20 protein-coding genes are annotated in these 18,867 nt (G+C 51.8%); 7 read left to right on the top strand and 13 right to left on the bottom strand.

Annotated features, from left to right (window positions below; translation table 11 throughout):
- Positions 1-57 precede the first annotated feature (57 nt).
- Positions 58-1,227, top strand: coding sequence for an MFS transporter AraJ (gene araJ / locus OGX95_RS05095; RefSeq protein ID WP_286628532.1), 1,170 nt, complete (start codon positions 58-60; stop codon positions 1,225-1,227).
- Between the two features lie 4 nt (positions 1,228-1,231).
- On the opposite strand, the gene mak is transcribed toward araJ, so the two are convergent.
- The gene (mak, locus tag OGX95_RS05100; RefSeq protein WP_286628533.1) at positions 1,232-2,140 is read right to left on the bottom strand and encodes a fructokinase; all 909 of its coding nucleotides are present in this window, start codon (positions 2,138-2,140) and stop codon (positions 1,232-1,234) included.
- A 91-nt stretch (positions 2,141-2,231) separates the two neighbouring features.
- Between mak and rdgC the strand changes: the two genes are divergently transcribed.
- A complete protein-coding gene (gene rdgC / locus OGX95_RS05105; protein WP_286628534.1) occupies positions 2,232-3,143 on the top strand; it encodes a recombination-associated protein RdgC in 912 nt (303 codons plus the stop codon).
- A 92-nt stretch (positions 3,144-3,235) separates the two neighbouring features.
- Here the strand turns inward: rdgC and ppnP are convergent, their stop codons facing one another.
- The 4 genes from ppnP to OGX95_RS05125 form a co-directional block, all read right to left on the bottom strand.
- On the bottom strand, positions 3,236-3,520 hold the full coding sequence (gene ppnP / locus OGX95_RS05110) for a pyrimidine/purine nucleoside phosphorylase (protein ID WP_003021477.1): 285 nt from the start codon (positions 3,518-3,520) through the stop codon (positions 3,236-3,238).
- A 71-nt stretch (positions 3,521-3,591) separates the two neighbouring features.
- Positions 3,592-4,269 carry an AroM family protein gene (locus OGX95_RS05115; RefSeq protein WP_286628535.1) on the bottom strand — a complete coding sequence of 226 codons (678 nt, stop codon included), beginning with the start codon at positions 4,267-4,269 and terminating at the stop codon, positions 3,592-3,594.
- Positions 4,270-4,547: 278 nt separating this feature from the next.
- Positions 4,548-5,093: a shikimate kinase AroL gene (gene aroL / locus OGX95_RS05120; protein WP_286628536.1), complete on the bottom strand. Its 546-nt coding sequence runs from the start codon at positions 5,091-5,093 to the stop codon at positions 4,548-4,550.
- Positions 5,094-5,277: 184 nt separating this feature from the next.
- Positions 5,278-5,733 carry a YaiI/YqxD family protein gene (locus OGX95_RS05125; protein ID WP_286628537.1) on the bottom strand — a complete coding sequence of 152 codons (456 nt, stop codon included), beginning with the start codon at positions 5,731-5,733 and terminating at the stop codon, positions 5,278-5,280.
- 189 nt (positions 5,734-5,922) lie between these two features.
- On the opposite strand from OGX95_RS05125, the gene proC reads away from it, so the two are divergent.
- The gene (gene proC, locus OGX95_RS05130; protein WP_048212460.1) at positions 5,923-6,732 is read left to right on the top strand and encodes a pyrroline-5-carboxylate reductase; all 810 of its coding nucleotides are present in this window, start codon (positions 5,923-5,925) and stop codon (positions 6,730-6,732) included.
- Positions 6,733-6,746: 14 nt separating this feature from the next.
- Here the strand turns inward: proC and adrA are convergent, their stop codons facing one another.
- The 5 genes from adrA to OGX95_RS05155 all read right to left on the bottom strand — a co-directional run bounded on the left by adrA (position 6,747) and on the right by OGX95_RS05155 (position 11,629).
- The gene (gene adrA, locus OGX95_RS05135) at positions 6,747-7,862 is read right to left on the bottom strand and encodes a diguanylate cyclase AdrA (protein WP_286628697.1); all 1,116 of its coding nucleotides are present in this window, start codon (positions 7,860-7,862) and stop codon (positions 6,747-6,749) included.
- Positions 7,863-7,953: 91 nt separating this feature from the next.
- Positions 7,954-8,274, bottom strand: coding sequence for a phosphate starvation-inducible protein PsiF (psiF, locus tag OGX95_RS05140; RefSeq protein ID WP_048212462.1), 321 nt, complete (start codon positions 8,272-8,274; stop codon positions 7,954-7,956).
- A gap of 147 nt (positions 8,275-8,421) precedes the next feature.
- Positions 8,422-9,837 carry an alkaline phosphatase gene (gene phoA / locus OGX95_RS05145; protein WP_286628538.1) on the bottom strand — a complete coding sequence of 472 codons (1,416 nt, stop codon included), beginning with the start codon at positions 9,835-9,837 and terminating at the stop codon, positions 8,422-8,424.
- A gap of 104 nt (positions 9,838-9,941) precedes the next feature.
- A complete protein-coding gene (locus OGX95_RS05150) occupies positions 9,942-10,184 on the bottom strand; it encodes a sigma-S stabilization anti-adapter protein IraP (RefSeq protein ID WP_286628539.1) in 243 nt (80 codons plus the stop codon).
- A 248-nt stretch (positions 10,185-10,432) separates the two neighbouring features.
- Positions 10,433-11,629 carry a multidrug efflux MFS transporter gene (locus OGX95_RS05155; protein WP_286628540.1) on the bottom strand — a complete coding sequence of 399 codons (1,197 nt, stop codon included), beginning with the start codon at positions 11,627-11,629 and terminating at the stop codon, positions 10,433-10,435.
- 301 nt (positions 11,630-11,930) lie between these two features.
- On the opposite strand from OGX95_RS05155, the gene ddlA reads away from it, so the two are divergent.
- Positions 11,931-13,025 carry a D-alanine--D-alanine ligase gene (gene ddlA, locus OGX95_RS05160; protein WP_286628541.1) on the top strand — a complete coding sequence of 365 codons (1,095 nt, stop codon included), beginning with the start codon at positions 11,931-11,933 and terminating at the stop codon, positions 13,023-13,025.
- Between the two features lie 22 nt (positions 13,026-13,047).
- On the opposite strand, the gene OGX95_RS05165 is transcribed toward ddlA, so the two are convergent.
- Positions 13,048-13,269, bottom strand: a complete 222-nt coding sequence (locus OGX95_RS05165; RefSeq protein ID WP_005120949.1) for a DUF2754 domain-containing protein — start codon at positions 13,267-13,269, stop codon at positions 13,048-13,050.
- A 264-nt stretch (positions 13,270-13,533) separates the two neighbouring features.
- Between OGX95_RS05165 and OGX95_RS05170 the strand changes: the two genes are divergently transcribed.
- Positions 13,534-13,857 carry a YaiY family protein gene (locus OGX95_RS05170; protein ID WP_286628542.1) on the top strand — a complete coding sequence of 108 codons (324 nt, stop codon included), beginning with the start codon at positions 13,534-13,536 and terminating at the stop codon, positions 13,855-13,857.
- Here the strand turns inward: OGX95_RS05170 and OGX95_RS05175 are convergent.
- Both OGX95_RS05175 and sbmA read right to left on the bottom strand, forming a co-directional pair.
- A complete protein-coding gene (locus tag OGX95_RS05175; RefSeq protein ID WP_286628543.1) occupies positions 13,842-14,945 on the bottom strand; it encodes a DUF1615 domain-containing protein in 1,104 nt (367 codons plus the stop codon). The genes OGX95_RS05170 and OGX95_RS05175 overlap by 16 nt on opposite strands.
- 14 nt (positions 14,946-14,959) lie before the next feature.
- Positions 14,960-16,180 carry a peptide antibiotic transporter SbmA gene (sbmA, locus tag OGX95_RS05180; RefSeq protein WP_137384667.1) on the bottom strand — a complete coding sequence of 407 codons (1,221 nt, stop codon included), beginning with the start codon at positions 16,178-16,180 and terminating at the stop codon, positions 14,960-14,962.
- Positions 16,181-16,561: 381 nt separating this feature from the next.
- Between sbmA and ampH the strand changes: the two genes are divergently transcribed.
- Positions 16,562-17,719 carry a D-alanyl-D-alanine-carboxypeptidase/endopeptidase AmpH gene (ampH, locus tag OGX95_RS05185; protein ID WP_286628544.1) on the top strand — a complete coding sequence of 386 codons (1,158 nt, stop codon included), beginning with the start codon at positions 16,562-16,564 and terminating at the stop codon, positions 17,717-17,719.
- Between the two features lie 155 nt (positions 17,720-17,874).
- Positions 17,875-18,849 carry a porphobilinogen synthase gene (gene hemB / locus OGX95_RS05190; protein WP_137384668.1) on the top strand — a complete coding sequence of 325 codons (975 nt, stop codon included), beginning with the start codon at positions 17,875-17,877 and terminating at the stop codon, positions 18,847-18,849.
- Positions 18,850-18,867: the final 18 nt, after the last annotated feature.

Genomic DNA, 18,867 nt, shown 5'->3' on the forward strand with positions numbered 1-18,867 from the left:
GCGGCGAGCATTCGGCGCTGTGGCGCATATCCTGCGTCTTTATTGTTGGCAGGTAGTATGAAAAAAGTCATTTTCTCTTTAGCCCTCGGGACGTTTGGGCTGGGCATGGCCGAGTTTGGCATGATGGGCGTATTAACCGAACTGGCACGTGACGTGGGCATTTCCATCCCCGATGCTGGCCATATGATTTCGTTTTACGCCTTTGGCGTTGTCATCGGCGCCCCCATTATCGCCGTGTTTTCCAATCGTTTTTCCCTCAAACATATTCTGCTGTTTCTGGTCACACTGTGTGTAGCCGGGAACGCTATCTTCACCTTCTCCTCCTCCTTGTTCATGCTGGCGGTAGGCCGGCTAATCTCCGGTTTTCCACACGGGGCATTTTTTGGCGTCGGCGCGATTATCCTGTCAAAGCTGGCGCGTCCTGGTAAAGTCACCGCCGCCGTAGCGGGTATGATTTCCGGCATGACCGTCGCCAATCTGATTGGCATCCCTGTTGGCACCTGGCTGAGTCAGACATTTAGCTGGCGCTACACGTTTCTGCTGATTGCCGTGTTTAACATCGCCGTTATTCTGTCGGTTATCTTTTGGGTACCCAACCTCCGCGACGAAGCAAAAGGCGGACTACGTGAGCAATTTCACTTTCTGAAAAGTCCCGAACCGTGGCTCATTTTCTCCGCCACCATGTTTGGGAACGCCGGTGTTTTTGCCTGGTTCAGCTACGTAAAACCCTACATGATGTACATCTCGGGATTCTCCGCAGCGCTGATGACTTTCATCATGATGCTGGTTGGGCTGGGGATGGTGTTGGGCAACCTGATGAGCGGACGACTGTCTGGTCGCTACACGCCGCTACGCATTGCGATAGTAACCGATTTTGTGATTGTCGTGGCCCTGCTGCTGCTGTTTGCATTCGGCGGCATCAAAGCCGCATCGCTGACGTTCGCCTTTATTTGCTGTGCAGGGCTATTTGCGCTATCAGCACCGCTGCAAATTTTACTGCTGCAAAACGCGAAGGGCGGTGAACTGCTGGGAGCGGCCGGAGGGCAAATGGCCTTTAATCTGGGTAGCGCAATTGGCGCTTACTTCGGCGGCTTAATGTTGACGCTGGGCTTTGCCTACAACTACGTAACGATCCCTGCGGCGCTACTGTCTTTTTCCGCGATGTCATCACTGCTGATCTATGGTCGTCTGAAGCGCGGTGTGCAACACGTTGCACCCGCGACGTAAAAGTTTATGCCTGCGGCCACAGCCAGGCCGCGCCGCGCACGCCACTGGAGTCACCGTGTAACGCCTTGCGCAGAGGCGTTTCACACTCACCACCAAAAACAAACTGCTTAATCAGTGACGGAACGTTTTGGTACAGCCTGTCGACATTGCTCATTCCCCCGCCCAGCACAATCACATCCGGGTCGAGAATATTCACCACATGCGCTAACGATTTTGCCAGGCGTAATTCATATCGGCTCAGCGCCTGTTCCGCCAGCGCATCCTGTTCGTTAACCAGACGGATAATTTCACTGCCTTTTAGCGGGTTCCCACTCAGACGATGATAATCAGTAGCAAAACCGGTCCCTGAGATAAAGGTTTCAATACAGCCTTGTTTACCGCAATAGCAAGGTACCTCTTGCCGATAGCGCAACTCATCATCATCCATCCACGGCAGCGGATTATGCCCCCACTCGCCCGCCGTGCCATTACCACCGGTATGCACCCGACCATTGAGCGCCACGCCGGAACCACAGCCGGTACCAATTATCACCGCAAACACGGTCTGCGCCCCCGCTGCTGCGCCATCGACCGCTTCAGACACCGCCAGGCAGTTAGCATCGTTTGCCAGGCGGACTTCACGGTTCAGTCGCGTACTCAGGTCTTTGTCAAAGGGTTGTCCATTGAGCCAGGTCGAGTTGGCATTTTTCACCACCCCGGTATAGGGCGACAGCGATCCGGGGATCCCTATCCCCACAGTTCCCGCCTGCCCGGTGTCTTTTTCCGCCATCTCCACCAGCGCGGCGATGGTTTCTATGGTTTGTCGATAATCATCACGCGGCGTCGGCAGGCGATAGCGAAAAAGCTGTTCACCCGCATCGCCAAGCGCGATAACTTCCGTTTTCGTACCGCCTAAATCGATACCAATACGCACGGTTTACTCCTCTTCCCGATTAACAATGCAAGCATAGCGACAATTCGCTATCATGCCCGCTGGATTTAACGACAAGGCCGTGGAAATTATCATGCTGTGGTTCAAAAATTTAATGGTTTACCGTCTTAGCCGCGATGTTTCTTTGCGTGCCGAAGAGATGGAAAAACAGCTGGCATCAATGACGTTCACCCCTTGCGGTAGCCAGGATATGGCAAAAATGGGCTGGGTTCCGCCGATGGGATCGCACAGCGATGCATTAACGCATACCGCCAATGGCCAAATTATTATCTGCGCCCGCAAAGAAGAAAAAATTCTGCCGTCGCCGGTTATCAAACAGGCGCTGGAAGCAAAAATAGTCAAACTGGAAGCTGAGCAGGGTCGCAAGCTCAAAAAGACCGAAAAAGACTCGCTGAAAGATGAAGTGTTGCACTCATTGCTGCCGCGCGCCTTTAGCCGCTTCAGCCAGACAATGATGTGGATCGACACCGTCAATGACCTGATCATTGTCGACTGTGCAAGCGCAAAGAAAGCAGAGGACACGCTGGCTCTGCTGCGTAAAAGCCTCGGTTCACTGCCGGTTGTCCCGCTGACGATGGAAAACCCAATCGAACTGACGCTGACCGAATGGGTCCGTTCCGGCACGACGGCGCAAGGTTTCCAGTTACTGGATGAAGCCGAACTGAAAGCGATGCTGGAAGATGGCGGCGTGATCCGCGCGAAGAAACAGGATCTGGTTTGCGATGAAATTGCCGTACACATCGAAGCAGGCAAACTGGTCACCAAGCTGGCTCTCGACTGGCAGCAGCGTATTCAGTTTGTCATGTGCGACGACGGTTCCATTAAGCGTCTGAAGTTCAGCGATGAACTACGCGATCAGAATGAAGACATCGACCGTGAAGACTATGCTCAACGTTTTGATGCCGATTTCATCCTGATGACGGGTGAACTGGCCGCGTTGATTAAAAGCCTGGTGGAAGGATTAGGCGGCGAAGCACAGCGCTGAGTGGCTTTGTTTTGCCAGATGTCACCCTTGCGACTTATCTGGCCTACGCATATTGTAGGCCAGATAAGTGAGTATTATCAGGCACTAAACAATTACAGATAACGGCAAAGGTAGGATGTTGGCTCTGCCACTTGCAGATGAAATTCGCTGTTGCCCGGTACGTTAAACACATCCCCTGCGGCATATACTTTCCACTCAGTTTCCCCCGGCAGTAACACATTTAACGCACCGCTTACCACCGTCATCTCTTCAGGTGCTGCTGTACCAAAGGTGTATTCACCTTCCGCCATAACGCCAACGCTGGCGCGGCCAGTACTGCTGCTGGTAAAACCAATCGATTTTACTTTGCCGGAAAAGTATTCATTACTTTGAAGCATACAACTGGCCCTATCTCGTGATTAAGTTGATAACCAATATAGGGGCCTGATGTTGTACCTGTCACGCAAAATTAAGCGAGCAACTCGGATGCCAGTCGGGCAATCAGTACGTTAGACAGAAGAACCGGGACATCCAGCGACGTTTGCAGTAAATCACGATGGCGTTGGTTAAAACCCAAACAATCCAGCATAATCACATCCGCGCCTTGCTCAAGCAGATCTTTTCCTGCATCAATCAGCTGTTGTTCAGAACCGTGAATCGGGTTTGCCACGGCATAGACGGGGGACGTCTGTAGCACCTGCCACTTTTGTTCCTGGGCCTGGAGCAATTCGGCGACCGGCACAATCACCCCAACCTGATGCCCTTCCACAATTGAGGCCACCAGGGGAGGAATTATTCGTAAAGGCTCCAGCAGGATACTATTGCGGGCCGTCAGGCGGGTAATTGAGGCCGTGCTCATCAGCAAAATAACGTCAAACCCCTGGTTATCCAGCACTTCAACAATACTTTGCAAATCGCGCTCGACTTTCTGGCGCGAGACATGAGCCAGTTGATGATCGCTCAGCAGCGTTAATAACACATCTTCGCCGGGCGAGACCGCATACTCGGCCATCACATCTTCCCGCCGCATCTGTCCCAGCAGGCTGTGGTGAGTAATGTGTTGTTCCTCAATATATTCCGTCAGGAGCGGTAATACCTCACATATCGGCACAACACCAATCGTGAGGATAGCCAACGACGTACTCATTTATTGCTCCACCGTCTTCTTACTTTGCTGTGAATTCCCGGACAAATGCCGGGTACTGACCTGCGCTACAAATGCTCAAAAGCGTAGCAGCAGATCGGTGATGCATAGTGTAAAGATTCCAAATCATTCCAGTATTATATTGTTATCGTTTAACTTTCAATTTCCGCGGTATACCGGGAGGTTCGAAAATTGTGATACAGGCACGCTCCGACAGAGGACAGATAATTTGTCTGCGCGCCCGGGATTGAGTGGAAGGGTTGGTCTATATCGGGAAGCCCTTAACAATAAGCTCCGCCCTGTAGTCGTGACCGGGCTTGCGACAGTATCGCAAGAATATCGGCCACAACCTGCGAAGGTTCATTCGTCGCATCAACAATATAATGTGCCGCTTCACGATACAGTGCATCGCGCTGCTCAAGAACTTCCTGCACTTCTTCGGTTAATGGTTTACCGGTTAAGGTCGGGCGCAATCCTTCCTCAGGCGCCACTTCCAGGCGGTTTACCAGTACCGATACTGGTGCACTTAAATAGATGACCATGCCGTGACTACGCATGTAGTGACGATTATATTCAGTAAGAATAATACCGCCGCCGGTCGCCACGACTGTTGAGGGGGCCGTAACGGCCTGCAAGGCGGTCGTTTCCTGGGCGCGAAAACCTTCCCATCCTTCTCTTTCAACAATTTCAGCCACGGTCATCTGCACGTGTGATTGCAACCAACGATCGGTATCAACGAACTGAAAGTCGATGGCTTTCGCCAGTGCCATACCGGTTGTCGTCTTACCACACCCCCGGGGGCCAACAAGATAAAGCGGTTGTGTCATCACAGAAGTTCCCCAGAGAACCGCAGGTAAGCGGGATCTGATGCTGTTAAAGTTATAATCATACCATCAAACTAGTACATCGCCAAAGCGTAAAGAATACGTTCCAGTAAGGCGATGAAATCGATTAAACCCTACTATAACAAGAATTCACCACGAAGAAAGTGTAAAAAATAAATTACAGTCATTATTTTCTACGTTGAACTTCCAGCCACCATTTGTCCAGTTCAGCCGCAAAATGTTGCCTGTCACGCGGTGAAAGGCTATCAGGCCCTCCGGTCTGGATCCCGCTGGCACGCAGCGTATCCATAAAATCACGCATCGTCAGACGTTCACGGATTGTCGCCTCGGTATAGCGTTCACCGCGTGGGTTGAGTGCCGCAGCGCCTTTTTCAATGACTTCAGAAGCCAGCGGGATATCCGCCGTGATCACCAGGTCTCCAGCGCTGCACTGGCGCACGATTTCGTTATCGGCGACATCAAACCCGGCCGGAACACGTAAGGTGCGGATAAAACGCGAAGGCGGAACGCGCAAACTCTGATTTGCGACCAAAATGAGCGGCATCTGCATCCGCTCGGAAGCCCGATATAAAATTTCTTTAATCACATTCGGACACGCATCCGCATCCACCCAAATCGTCATAACACCTCCAGACACATGTGCAATTGCACATTGTCTCGTGCTTTTACTTTCAGGCAAAGCGCTGTTTCTCCTTCTGAACGCCTTCATTCCGCGCTAAGCTTAGCTTTCCCAGATTTACCCTAACTAATTCAAGTTACTTGAAGGATGACGGGTATAAAACAATGAATATCACGCATAGGGAGTGACAAGATGGACAAGAAAATTGGTTTTATCGGCTGCGGAAATATGGGTAAAGCAATTCTTGGCGGCCTGATCGCCAGCGGCCAGGTACTCCCCGGACAAATCTGGGTCTATACCCCCTCTCCCGATAAAGTCGCAGCACTGCACGATCAGTACGGCATAAATGCGGCGCAGTCTGCGCAAGAAGTCGCGCAGATCGCAGATATTGTCTTTGGCGCCGTGAAGCCTGGTATCATGATTAAGGTGCTGAGTGAAATCACCTCCAGTCTGAACAAAGATTCTCTGGTGGTATCCATTGCCGCGGGCGTCACCCTCGATCAACTCGCCCGCGCACTGGGTCATGACCGTAAAATTATCCGCGCAATGCCTAACACGCCGTCACTGGTCAATGCAGGAATGACTTCCGTCACCCCAAATGCGCTGGTGACACCGGAAGATACTGCTGATGTGTTGAATATTTTCCGCTGCTTTGGCGAAGCCGAAGTCATCGCAGAATCGATGATTCACCCGGTCGTTGGCGTCAGTGGTTCAGCCCCGGCCTATGTGTTTATGTTTATCGAAGCCATGGCGGATGCCGCCGTTCAGGGCGGCATGCCACGCGCACAAGCATATAAATTCGCGGCACAGGCGGTCATGGGATCGGCGAAGATGGTACTGGAAACGGGTAAACATCCCGGAGAACTGAAAGATATGGTGTGCTCACCAGGTGGAACCACCATTGAGGCAGTGCGCGTCCTCGAAGAACGCGGCTTCCGTTCGTCAGTCATCGAAGCGATGGTTAAGTGCATGGAACAATCAGAGAAACTCAGCAAATCCTGAGTGCAAGTCGGACGTCAGGCCGCCGCTTCAGTACGGTTACGTCCGGCATTCTTTGCTTTGTAAAGCGCCATATCCGCTGACTTCAACCATTCCCGATAGTGCTCTGTTTCAGAAGTCAGCGGAGCAACACCGACGCTAATCCGCAGGGCTACTTGCGGAGCACAGGACAAGCGTAACTGGCTAAGTCGTTCATGGACGCGCGACATCGCTGCGATTGCGCTGGTTGCAGGTGTACCGCACATAATTACCGCAAACTCATCACCACCAAAACGCCCAATCACATCACTGCCGCGCAGCGTCATTTGCAACTGACGCGTCAGCGCAACAATCGCCTGATCCCCAACGTCATGACCCCAGGTATCATTGATGCTCTTAAAATGGTCGATATCGATAATAAGCAGAGTGGCATCACGTTGTTGACGACGGCAATTATCAAATTCATTGCGCAGCAGTAGCTCCCAATGGCGCCGATTATAAACTCCGGTCATTCCATCCCGCGTACTCATTACCTGCAGGCGGCGTTTATGCTCCGCCAATTTGATCACCGTCTGGTAGCTAACCCAGGCAAACAGTAGCGGATAAATCACCAGTACCGGCAGCGACAACAACACGCTCAGTTGCGAACTGCTAAACACGACCGGAATATCCGTTAACTGTAGCGTCACCAGACATGAAACCACCATCAACACGACGCCAGCGATGAATAATCGCACCCCACCTGCGCCCATCAGGTTGATGCAGATAATCATCAGCAGCGCCGTGGATGGCAGCAGGTTTGCCCCCATGATCCCCATCCACATGCCAGCGAGGATCGCATCGGCTTTAATATTCGTAAATTCACTGTACAGCGGATCTTCCGCTTTGCTCGCCAATTGCCACGCCAGGTGTGGCCAGACAAACGCCCACCCCACCAGTAATAGCCACCAACCTCCGGTTATAGGTTGCGAGACTAATACCGACGCGATGGGGAAAAACATTCCCCCCAGCCCGACTGCGCGAGGCAGCCTTATCCGTCGGGCAAATCGCAGACCGGAACGTTGGTGGTCGTTTTGATGAAGCGATATAAATGCTTCATTCGGTGCGGCCTTCTTTTGATAAAAGTTTTCATCATTCATCGTATTTGGGAATATTCTGAAACAAATTTCCCAAATTATAGAAAGGGGTCTGGCGGCGGAAGTATGATATTTCGGGTGAGCGATTTTATCCGCTCACCCGTATGTATTACGCAGCTTTTTTCAGGCAAGCGCTCATAAATTTTTTACGATCGTCGCCTTTCAGCGACTGCTCTGTTGCCTGAACATTGCATTCACGCATTTTCTGCTGCTGCGGCGTCAGACTCTTTTCATCAGGCGCAGACTTACTGTTTTTCAGGCAATCACTCATATATGTCTTCCGGGCATCCCCTTTTAAGGTCTGCGCCGTCGCCTGCTGGTTGCAGGTGGTCATACGCTGTTGTTGCGGGGTTAGCGTCTTCTCGGCAGCGCCGACAGTAGTTAAGAAAACCAGGCCAAACAATAGGGTAACGAGCAATGTTATTTTCATAGCACCATCCTGTTGTGAGTATTCACTCTACACGTCACCTTTCAAGCGACCTCGATGTTGGCTGCCTGAAGGATGACGTGTAGTAAGTCTGGTTGCTGACGCAAAAATAGCCACCTCATAATTAAAATTAAGTGACCAAATAGCCGGTTACTTCAGCCCTAACGCCGCTTTCATGGTGTAAAACAGGTCGGTCTGATCGGTCAGGCCGACCACATTCGCCGCATGCGGGCCATAGGCGGCAATACGCAACTGGCTGCCGGTATGCTCCTGTGATTCCTCTTCCGAGTTGCCATAGCTGATAACCATCACCGCGCCATCTTTGGTATTCAGCGCCTGAGTCAGGCCAGGGGCTTTGGTGTCTGGCGCAACAATCTGGCTGGCATGCGCGTGGTCAGCAGTCACGACGACCAGCGTATTGCCGTCTTTCTTCGCGAAAGCCAGCGCGCGCTGCACGGCTTCATCCAGATCGACCGTTTCACCAATCTGACCACACGGGTTTGCGGCGTGATCCTGCTTATCGATGGACGCGCCTTCTACCTGCAGGAAAAAGCCTTTTTCATTCTTGCTTAATAGCTCAATCGCTTTATCCGTCATCTGCGCAAGCGTTGGTACCGTGTCGTTACGTTTTGGATTTGGCGTACAGGTCACGGCTGGCTTATCAAGGTTACCGTGGTAAGACGCTTTTGGCCCTTCCCAGCGTACCGGCATGTTGCCGTCAGAGAACAAGCCTAACAGCGGTTTATCCTGATTCGCTTCGGTAATGGCTGCAAGCGTCGCGGTATCACTGACCATCTGATAACCACGGGCCTGAGCCTGCTCACGCAGCGTTTTACCCTGCCACTCGCCCGCTGCAGCGGTCTCAGCAAAGGTTTTTGCCCCGCCACCCAGCGTAACATCAGCGCGGGCATTCAATAATTGTTCGGTGATTGACCCTTTTCCGCCTTTTTCCAGCGCATTCGTCGGGCATTTCTCAGCGGTGACGCTCGGACCATAACATTTACGCGACGTCACATGTGCAACCAGCGCGGCCGGGGTGGCATCCTGCAATTCAGCAGTGGATACGTTGCCTGTCGCCAGACCGGCAGCTTTGGCCATTTCCAGAATAGTAGCGTGATCTTTTTCGTGAATATCAACGCCCAGCGCACCGTTATATGTTTTAACCCCGGTCGTCCATGCCGTCGCAGAGGCTGCAGAATCGGTCACATAGTCAGGTTTACCCGTTTTTTTATCCAACGCGTAGTGCGTGTATTGTCCGGTCAGAGGTAACGCATCAATACCTTTAAAAAAACCACCCGCGCCTTCAGCATAATTTCGCGCAGCGGTAATTTCCGAGTCTCCCATACCATCACCGATCAATAAAATAATATTTTTGGCTGGTTTATCGCTCAAAGAATCTCGTAGTGCTGCCGTTTGATCAGTCGTTAATCGACGCGCGCCACCCGGTGTGGTGATATCTCCCTGTGCGGCACGATTATCCATAGCCACTACGGTAGATGTTTCTGCATTAATAACCGGGGTAAACAGCAAGGGTAACAGGGCAATAGCGAGTGCGCTTTGTTTCACTTTATTTTCTCCATGTACAAATACGGTAAAATTAAAACAAAGCGACTATAAGTATTTGATGTGACACTTTTATGATAATTCGTGGATAAGTAACTGCAGATATCTCAACACGTTTTGGGTAGGTTCTCGCCAGCACTTTGCATAGTCGTTAGAAATGCGGGCATTTGACTTACCCCTGCCAGCGCATCTTCTATTTGACGAATCAGCGTTTGCTGCTCATTTATTGCCATGTTGCGCAGCATTTCCATGATGACCCGCTCCAACGTTGCGACTTGCGCGGCCAGGTCTTGCGACTCTTCTTCTTTTTGGGCGAGCTTAAGTAACAACTCAGTGATGAGATTTTTCATTTTCGTATTCCCTTAACCAAATAAAGGCCACGTTATCACTAAGACTCACAACTTCCTAGAGGATGAAAGTTGTATTTATTGCAGAAATAAAACGTTTTGCGAAAACAATCACAACACAAAATAAGGGGGAATGACGCTTACTGCAGAATAATTCAATATAAAAGGGTAAGGAGATTAATAGTCACCCTGATATATAATCTTCAATTATGGATTAACAACGCTGGCAACCCGCGTTGTTAATCCGCTATTCAGCGAGCGAGACGCCGGCGTCGCAACGCGATAGCCAGTTGCCAGATGTTAATAAGCACAATGCTCGCGGTAGCAATAAAGACCCAGCGGAAACCCGCCATTGCCGATACGGTTGCGCCCATCAAGGGCCCAGCGACGTTTCCAAGATACATAAACGACTGATTATACCCAAAGATGCGCCCGGTAATCTGCTCACTGGAGTATTTCACTAATAGCGTTTGCACCGCAGGCAGCATTGCACCATCGGCAAAGCCGAGCAGAAAACGTAATATCCCTAACTGCAACGGAGTGGTAACCCATGACATGGCGAAAAACAGCACCACGGCGAAGATAAGCGTTGCCATTAGAATCCGTTCAGTACCAATTCTGTCACCCAACTTGCCAAGACGTGGCGCTGAAATCAAAGCGGATATGCCGGGAACCGAGGCAATCAGCCCGCTAAGAAAAGCAATATTTGAGCTATCTGGCACCATCGATTTGATAAACAGCACCAAAATGGGGCCAATAGAGCCGTTACACAGTTGAATCACCATGGTGGTAAAAAACAGGCTAATAACCAGCGCTGGATACGGTAACGAAGCAAAAACAGCTTTTCCGCTTAAACGCTCGCTTTTTTTAATCGTCGGACGGACACCCTCTTTAATTAAGAACAGTGTGACCAAAAAACTCACCACCAACAGCGCGGCGGTAATGCAAAATACTGCACGTAAGCCAACATGGTCAGCAATAAAACCGCCCATCAGCGGCCCGCCAATCACCCCACTAATTTGCGCCGTTGAGAGCGTACTCAACGCCCAACCACTACGCTCGCGCGGGACTTGCGACGCCACCAACGCCATCGCATTAGGAATATATCCCGATGTTAACCCCATCACTCCTCGCAGCAGAAAAAGCTGCCAGACGTTCGTTGCAAATGCCTGCAGCAAAATGGCAATTGCCATACCCAGCGAGGCCCGTAACAGCATCAGCTTACGCCCTTTACGGTCAGCTAAACTGCCCCACATCGGTGAAACAATGGCAGAAATAAGAAACGTGACGCTAAACGTTAACCCGGACCACATTGAGAGCGCTTCGTGCGAGGTGACGCCCAGTTGGGAGATATAGAGCGGTAGAAAAGGCAGGATTTGGCTGATCGCCAGGCCGGTGAAAAAGCAACCGAACCACACGGAAATAAGGTTAACTCTCCAGGATTCCATAAGGACTCATAACGGTAATTAGCTGAAAACTGCGAGCAGCTTAACAAATTACGCCTTCAAACGAGGGCCCAGAGGTGCGATGTTTCACAGTTTAGTATTTTATCTCCCCGCTCATCATATTTGTGACATTCATCACATCAAATCCACATTGTATGCAGGGGATTATGCTTCGAACATGACCTGTAGATTTGTGCGTATTCATTCCCGGGTAATCCACCAAAACAATCTGCCAGAAGCCGAGGAATCCTGCGTTTTGTCGTGGTAATGTATGTGCTTTGCATTCAAGGAATGGGTTTTTAAGATGGCAAAGTTGCGAGTAGGAATCGTATTTGGTGGTAAATCAGCGGAACATGAAGTGTCATTGCAATCGGCAAAAAATATTGTCGATGCCATCGACAAGACTCGCTTTGACGTTGTGCTGTTAGGTATTGATAAACAAGGGCAGTGGCACGTGAGCGATGCCAGCAACTATCTGCTCAACTCTGACGATCCGGCACGCATTGCGTTGCGTCCTTCCGCGACCAGCCTGGCGCAGGTACCGGGTAAACAAGAACAGCAGTTGATCGATGCTCAAAACGGCCAGCCACTGCCTACGGTCGATGTTATTTTCCCTATCGTGCACGGCACGCTGGGTGAAGATGGTTCACTGCAAGGCATGCTGCGCGTGGCGAATTTACCGTTCGTCGGTTCTGATGTACTGGGCTCTGCGGCCTGCATGGATAAAGACGTCACCAAACGTCTGCTGCGCGATGCCGGATTAAACATCGCGCCATTTATTACGCTCACCCGCGCCAATCGCAATGCCATCAGCTTTGCTGAGGTCGAATCGCGTCTGGGTCTGCCGCTGTTTGTGAAGCCAGCCAATCAGGGATCATCCGTTGGCGTCAGCAAAGTCACCAGCGAAGCGCAATACGACCAGGCTGTTGCACTGGCGTTTGAGTTCGATCATAAAGTGGTGGTGGAACAAGGGATCAAAGGCCGCGAGATCGAGTGTGCGGTACTGGGTAACGATCACCCGCAGGCCAGCACCTGTGGCGAGATCGTCCTGAACAGCGATTTCTATGCTTACGATACCAAATATATTGACGATAACGGGGCCAAAGTCGTGGTTCCGGCGGCAATTGCGCCAGAAATTAACGACAAGATCCGTGAGATCGCTATTCAGGCTTACCAGACGCTGGGTTGCGCCGGGATGGCGCGGGTGGATGTGTTCCTGACCGCAGAGAATGATGTGGTGATCAACGAGATCAACACGCTGCCGGGCTTTACCAACATCAGTATGTATCCCAAACTGTGGCAGGCCAGCGGCTTAGGCTATACCGATCTGATCACACGTCTGATCGAGCTGGCGCTGGAGCGCCACGCTGCCGATAGCGCGCTGAAAACCAGCATGTAAAAGCAGACAGGATGCCCGATAACTATTGGGCATCCTTGACATCTTCATCCTCATCGGCACGGCGACGAATAATAAGTCCGGCGAGCCAAAAGCTAATCACCCACGTAACCAGCCCCACCGCATAGGTTTGCCATCCTTTCGCTTCAAAACCCAATAATCCCACCACGCCATTCAAAATAAAGATCAGCCCAATGGCAAACGCGTAATAGTGCCAGTCGCGGCGAATTTTTACAGGCAGATTCATAACAGCTCCGGTGGAAGTACATCGTTGATGTAGCATCCTCGCACATTTCCCTGCGGGCGTCTGTGTCCTGTGCGGAAATTCTGAAATGTGAGTTAATTTAACTTAAGGTTACATGTTTGTGGCGCTCAACAAAAAACCAAAATCCAGGAATAATCTCTACCTGAAATTACCATCATTCTGATATTGACAATCCCGATCACCTGTCAGACTCACTGTCAGTAACGGGTATGGCATCGACAACGCAGGATATTTCTGGAGGTCCCTATGGCTGATTTTACGCTCTCAAAATCCCTGTTTAAGGGCAAGCATCGGGATCCCTCCTCTCTGACCGGCAACATTGCGTATGCCGTTTTTGTGCTGTTTTGCTTCTGGGCCGGGGCTCAGGTTTTAAATCTGTTAGCCCATGCACCCGGTATCTATGAAGAACTGATGCAGCTACAGATGCAAGAGACCGGACGCCCGCGTGTTGAAATTGGCTTAGGCGTAGGCACCCTGTTTGGACTGATTCCCTTCCTCACTGGATGCCTTATCCTTGGCGTCATCGCGGCGGTGGTGCGCTGGCGCCATCGTCATCATAACGATGACTGACCCATACACTTCGCCCGACGATCGTCCACGCGTTTAGCAAACCATGCCGTGGTCAAATTACGCGTAATCTTCGGGCTTTCCAGTTGAATACCTGGCAGCATTTCCCGTGGTAACGCTTTTCCTGCCTTTGCTTCCGCCAGCTTATACATCTTCTCGTACAGCGCCGTCTCCTCGAAGGCCAGGCTGTCGCCTTTTTGCAACTGACGATGGATATCGCTCTCACTCATCCCCAGCTTCCCGGCAAGCTTGCGTACCGCCAGCTCCGTTTTACCCGGTTCTTTGCTGTTGTAGAGAATCAAATCCCCATCCAGCGCCAGCTTTACACCACTGGCTTTGCTGACGGCATTCTGAAACGCCGCATTACGACTGGCGTACCATCCCGCATTAAAATCTGCGAAACGGAAGATGGGCGCGCTATAGTTTGCCGGGTAATTCAGCAAGTGATACGTGCCGAACCAGAGTCCACCGCGCAGGGTGAAGACTTCCTGACGTACCGTTCCTGCCATTTTCCACGGATACCCGGAAGTATGCTGTTCGGCAAACGCAATGCTGACCTGCATCGGTCCCCCGGTATGCACCGGGTTGAGCGAACCAAACAATGTCTGTCCCATCGGCACCATATTGATGAAATCATCAAAAATAGCGCTAAGCTGCTTTTCCGTCTTTACCGAATCCAGACGCTCGCTGTAGCTTTTCCCATTTGGCGAGTTAATCTTCAGTGCGGTATGAACCAAAAACACCGGGATATGCATACGCTCGGCGCGACGGTCAATCTCTTTCCAGGCTATTTTACTTAAATTCGGGACCACCGGATCGGCCTGATAGTTGGACTCCTGCTGCGCCACCGCCAGCACCGAACAGATATTTTCAACCGTCGGTGCCAGCTTCTGGCTTGCAAACGTTGTTGCCAGGTCCTGTGCCCACGCGTCCCGGTCTTTCACACTGGCAGGCATTTTTTGCCGCACCACACTCGCCACATCAACGGCTTGCTCCCCTTTTTTTAATGGTTGCGCGGGTTGGCTACTACACCCCACCAGCACCAACGCCGCCAGACCAGACCAAGGGTAAAGACGGGAAACCGTCGACATAACATCTCCTTTTGTTAGCTAAGCGTATGGGTAACAGCCTGAATTTCCTGACCATCCAGTTCACGTTCGAAACTGCGCAGACGCTTATAGATAGACATCAGCTCAACCAGCGTCGTCCACGAATTAATCAAATACTGGAACGAGCCGCGTACCTGACCAAACACGTTGGTGATTTGCGTCATCAGACCGAGCGTAATCGTACCGGCAACAATCGATGGAAACAGCAGGAACAAGCCGAAAACGTTATCAACCTGCAGGTAAAGAATACGGGCAATATTGAAGTACATATAGTGAAAATAGAGGCGAAAATAGTTTTGGCGCACCGCGTGGAACAGCTCGCGAACCGTCGGCGGCGTCGCGCGATTGCCATCATCTTCACCGTACACCAGCTCTTTACGGTACGCCGCTTCCACCCGCTGATTTTTGAACTCCAGCCCAGGCAGTTTGATCCCCACCACGGCCAACAGCCCGGTCCCCATCAACGACCAGACAATCGCGGCAATCACCAGACCGTAGGGAATATGTCCAACAATCGGCAGATCCGGGACATGCGCAGAGAGCGTAACCAGTACCGGCAGGAAGGCAATCAGCGTCATGATCGCGTTAATAAAACTCACGCCCATGTCTTCCAGCGTAGAAGCGAAACGCATGGTGTCTTCCTGCACACGCTGTGCCGCACCTTCGATATGACGCAGATGCTGCCAGTGCGCCATATAATGTTCGTTCATCGCGGTACGCCAGCGGAAGACGTAATGGCTGACGAAGAAGTTGTTCATCACGCCAATGACGACGGCTATCAGCGCAATCCCGAGAAAGATCCCCACTTCCTGATAGAACTGCTCAATTTTCACCTTATGCGGCGTGCTGAGCGCGGTTTGAATCAGGTCATAGAACGGCGCATACCATGCGTTGACGGCGACGCCGACTTCAACCAGAAACCAGGTGACGAAGATAATCAGCGAGGTACCGAGTATCGACCAGTACTGCCAGCGGTGCGGGCTGTAGAGAAACCAGAACAGCGCGAACACGCCAACGCACAGAATGTAGTACGCATAAAAAATCAGATAATCCAGCGACCAGAATCGCGCGGCGCTAATCGGTACATCCCCCGAAGCGCCGGTAATCTGTGCAACCCAGGCTCCCCCGCCAGCCTGCCAAAATACAACAGCGACCAGTGCCCAAATAAATGCCGAAATAAAGAACGGCCCCGGCTTTGGGAAAAAAGACTTAAACATAGTGCTCTCCTGCTAACTTCTTATCGTTATGACGACTGCTGTGCATTTGCCACGGTGGTTTACCGCGGCAAGACGGCTTACGCCCAATAAACACAAGCTGAAACCGACAATTGTGACCAGAACCGACGCACTTAGTTCGCTATCTGGTTTTGTAGAATTGTTTCTGCGGTTTTCACACCGACAGCGTTCCGGCATGTTCAGATTATTACAGCGTGAGATCACAAAAGCGAACATCCACTCTCCGGGAAAAACCCACGTTTACTCATCGTTACGTTTTTCCCACTATCATTGGCTGATAAGCGCTTTGCAATATGCCAACGAGTAGTATAAATACGCATACGCACGTCATCTTTTATTTCCTCTAACTCATGGACACCACCGTTGAAACGTAGTCTGCTTTTTTCTGCCGCGCTGTGTGCGGCGTCATTGACATCTGTCCAGGCGGCACAGCCTATAACCGATCCCGTCTTTGCCTCTGACATTGTCGACCGTTATGCCGACCATATTTTCTACGGCAGCGGAGCGACAGGGATGGCGCTTGTGGTGATTGATGGTAATCAGCGCGTGTTTCGTAGCTTTGGTGAAACGCGCCCCGGCAATAATGTTCACCCGCAGTTGGATTCCGTCATTCGCATCGCGTCGTTGACCAAATTAATGACCAGCGAAATGTTAGTGAAATTACTCGATCAGGGCACAGTAAAACTCAACGATCCATTGAGTAAATATGCACCACCAGGCGCACGCGTTCCGACATATCAGGGAACGCCTATTACACTAGTGAATCTGGCGACGCACACCAGCGCACTGCCACGCGAGCAGCCTGGCGGCGCGGCAAAACGCCCGGTCTTTGTCTGGCCGACTCGCGAGCAACGCTGGAGCTATCTCTCTACCGCAACGCTAAAAGCCGCACCGGGCTCCCAGGCATCCTATTCGAACCTGGCGTTTGACCTGCTGGCCGATGCGCTGGGAACCGCGTCCGGCAAACCTTATCCGCAGTTGTTTGAAGAGAAAATCACCCGACCGCTCGGGATGAAAGACACCACCTTTACCCCATCACCCGATCAGTGCGCACGCCTGATGGTCGCGGAAAAAGGTGCCAGCCCGTGTAACAATACGCTGGCGGCCATGGGCAGCGGCGGCGTCTATTCTACGCCCGGCGATATGATGCGCTGGATGCAACAGTATCTCTCCTCTGATTTTTATCATCGTAGCCAGCAGGCCGACCGGATGCAGACGTTGATTTATCAGCGTACGCAATTAACCAAAGTGATAGGGATGGATGTTCCGGGTAGGGCCGATGCGCTAGGTTTGGGCTGGGTCTATATGGCGCCGAAGAATGGGCGTCCAGGAATTATTCAAAAAACCGGTGGTGGCGGTGGATTCATTACTTATATGGCGATGATCCCACAGCAAAACGTGGGAGCCTTTGTCGTGGTGACCCGCTCCCCGCTGACCCGCTTTACCGCGATGAGCGACGGAATCAACAATCTGGTGAGCGAACTGAGCGGCAACAAACCGCAAGTGATCCCCGCTTCCTGATTCAGCACGCCACAGGCAACGGGTTGAAATCTCCCGTTTGCCTGTGCTCACAAACGCTTTCCTGGCGGATGCGGCATAAAGGCAACTTTCATAAACTCCCTTGCATCAGGTTCGGGTATACTACGGCCTTCGATTTCACAAACATCAGGCATACCATGACAGACCTAATCCAACGCCCTCGCCGCCTGCGCAAATCCCCTGCGCTGCGCGCTATGTTTGAAGAGACAACACTGAGCTTAAATGACCTGGTGTTGCCGATTTTTGTTGAAGAAGAACTCGACGATTACAAAGCCATCGAGGCCATGCCAGGCGTGATGCGCATTCCGGAAAAACATCTGGCACGCGAGATTGAACGCATTGCCAACGCCGGAATCCGTTCGGTGATGACCTTCGGTATTTCCCACCACACCGATGACACTGGCAGCGACGCCTGGAAAGAAGACGGTTTGGTAGCGCGTATGTCGCGCATCTGCAAGCAGACCGTGCCGGAAATGATTGTCATGTCAGACACCTGCTTTTGCGAATACACCTCGCACGGCCACTGCGGCGTATTATGTGAACACGGCGTTGATAACGATTTAACCCTGGCCAATCTTGGCAAGCAGGCGGTGGTTGCCGCCGCTGCGGGTGCTGACTTCATCGCCCCTTCCGCCGCGATGGACGGCCAGGTACAGGCGATTCGCCAGGCGCTGGACGCGGCAGGCTTCACCGATACGGCGATCATGTCCTATTCCACCAAGTTTGCCTCTTCGTTCTACGGTCCGTTCCGTGAAGCCGCAGGTACTGCGCTGAAGGGCGATCGTAAAACCTATCAGATGAACCCGATGAACCGTCGCGAGGCAATTCGCGAATCATTGCTGGATGAAGCTCAGGGTGCAGACTGCCTGATGGTGAAACCGGCAGGTGCCTATCTGGATATCCTGCGCGATATCCGCGAGCGCACCGAACTGCCAATTGGTGCCTACCAGGTAAGTGGTGAATACGCGATGATTAAGTTCGCAGCCATGGCCGGTGCCATCGACGAAGAGAAAGTGGTGCTGGAAAGCTTAGGCTCGATCAAACGCGCGGGTGCAGATCTGATTTTCAGCTACTTCGCACGCGATCTGGCTGAGAAAAAAATCCTGCGTTAATTCCTTTCAACGCCCCGC

Source organism: Citrobacter sp. Cu233 (genome assembly GCF_030332225.1).
Classification (GTDB): Bacteria; Pseudomonadota; Gammaproteobacteria; order Enterobacterales; family Enterobacteriaceae; genus Citrobacter.

Excerpts from the sequence above, each read along its gene's own strand:
- araJ (WP_286628532.1), top strand. The coding sequence starts at position 58 with ATGAAAAAAGTCATTTTCTCTTTAGCCCTCGGGACGTTTGGGCTGGGC.
- rdgC (WP_286628534.1), top strand. The coding sequence starts at position 2,232 with ATGCTGTGGTTCAAAAATTTAATGGTTTACCGTCTTAGCCGCGATGTT.
- ppnP (WP_003021477.1), bottom strand. The coding sequence starts at position 3,520 with ATGCTTCAAAGTAATGAATACTTTTCCGGCAAAGTAAAATCGATTGGT.
- OGX95_RS05115 (WP_286628535.1), bottom strand. The coding sequence starts at position 4,269 with ATGAGTACGTCGTTGGCTATCCTCACGATTGGTGTTGTGCCGATATGT.
- aroL (WP_286628536.1), bottom strand. The coding sequence starts at position 5,093 with ATGACACAACCGCTTTATCTTGTTGGCCCCCGGGGGTGTGGTAAGACG.
- OGX95_RS05125 (WP_286628537.1), bottom strand. The coding sequence starts at position 5,733 with ATGACGATTTGGGTGGATGCGGATGCGTGTCCGAATGTGATTAAAGAA.
- proC (WP_048212460.1), top strand. The coding sequence starts at position 5,923 with ATGGACAAGAAAATTGGTTTTATCGGCTGCGGAAATATGGGTAAAGCA.
- psiF (WP_048212462.1), bottom strand. The coding sequence starts at position 8,274 with ATGAAAATAACATTGCTCGTTACCCTATTGTTTGGCCTGGTTTTCTTA.
- OGX95_RS05150 (WP_286628539.1), bottom strand. The coding sequence starts at position 10,184 with ATGAAAAATCTCATCACTGAGTTGTTACTTAAGCTCGCCCAAAAAGAA.
- OGX95_RS05155 (WP_286628540.1), bottom strand. The coding sequence starts at position 11,629 with ATGGAATCCTGGAGAGTTAACCTTATTTCCGTGTGGTTCGGTTGCTTT.
- ddlA (WP_286628541.1), top strand. The coding sequence starts at position 11,931 with ATGGCAAAGTTGCGAGTAGGAATCGTATTTGGTGGTAAATCAGCGGAA.
- OGX95_RS05165 (WP_005120949.1), bottom strand. The coding sequence starts at position 13,269 with ATGAATCTGCCTGTAAAAATTCGCCGCGACTGGCACTATTACGCGTTT.
- OGX95_RS05170 (WP_286628542.1), top strand. The coding sequence starts at position 13,534 with ATGGCTGATTTTACGCTCTCAAAATCCCTGTTTAAGGGCAAGCATCGG.
- OGX95_RS05175 (WP_286628543.1), bottom strand. The coding sequence starts at position 14,945 with ATGTCGACGGTTTCCCGTCTTTACCCTTGGTCTGGTCTGGCGGCGTTG.
- sbmA (WP_137384667.1), bottom strand. The coding sequence starts at position 16,180 with ATGTTTAAGTCTTTTTTCCCAAAGCCGGGGCCGTTCTTTATTTCGGCA.
- hemB (WP_137384668.1), top strand. The coding sequence starts at position 17,875 with ATGACAGACCTAATCCAACGCCCTCGCCGCCTGCGCAAATCCCCTGCG.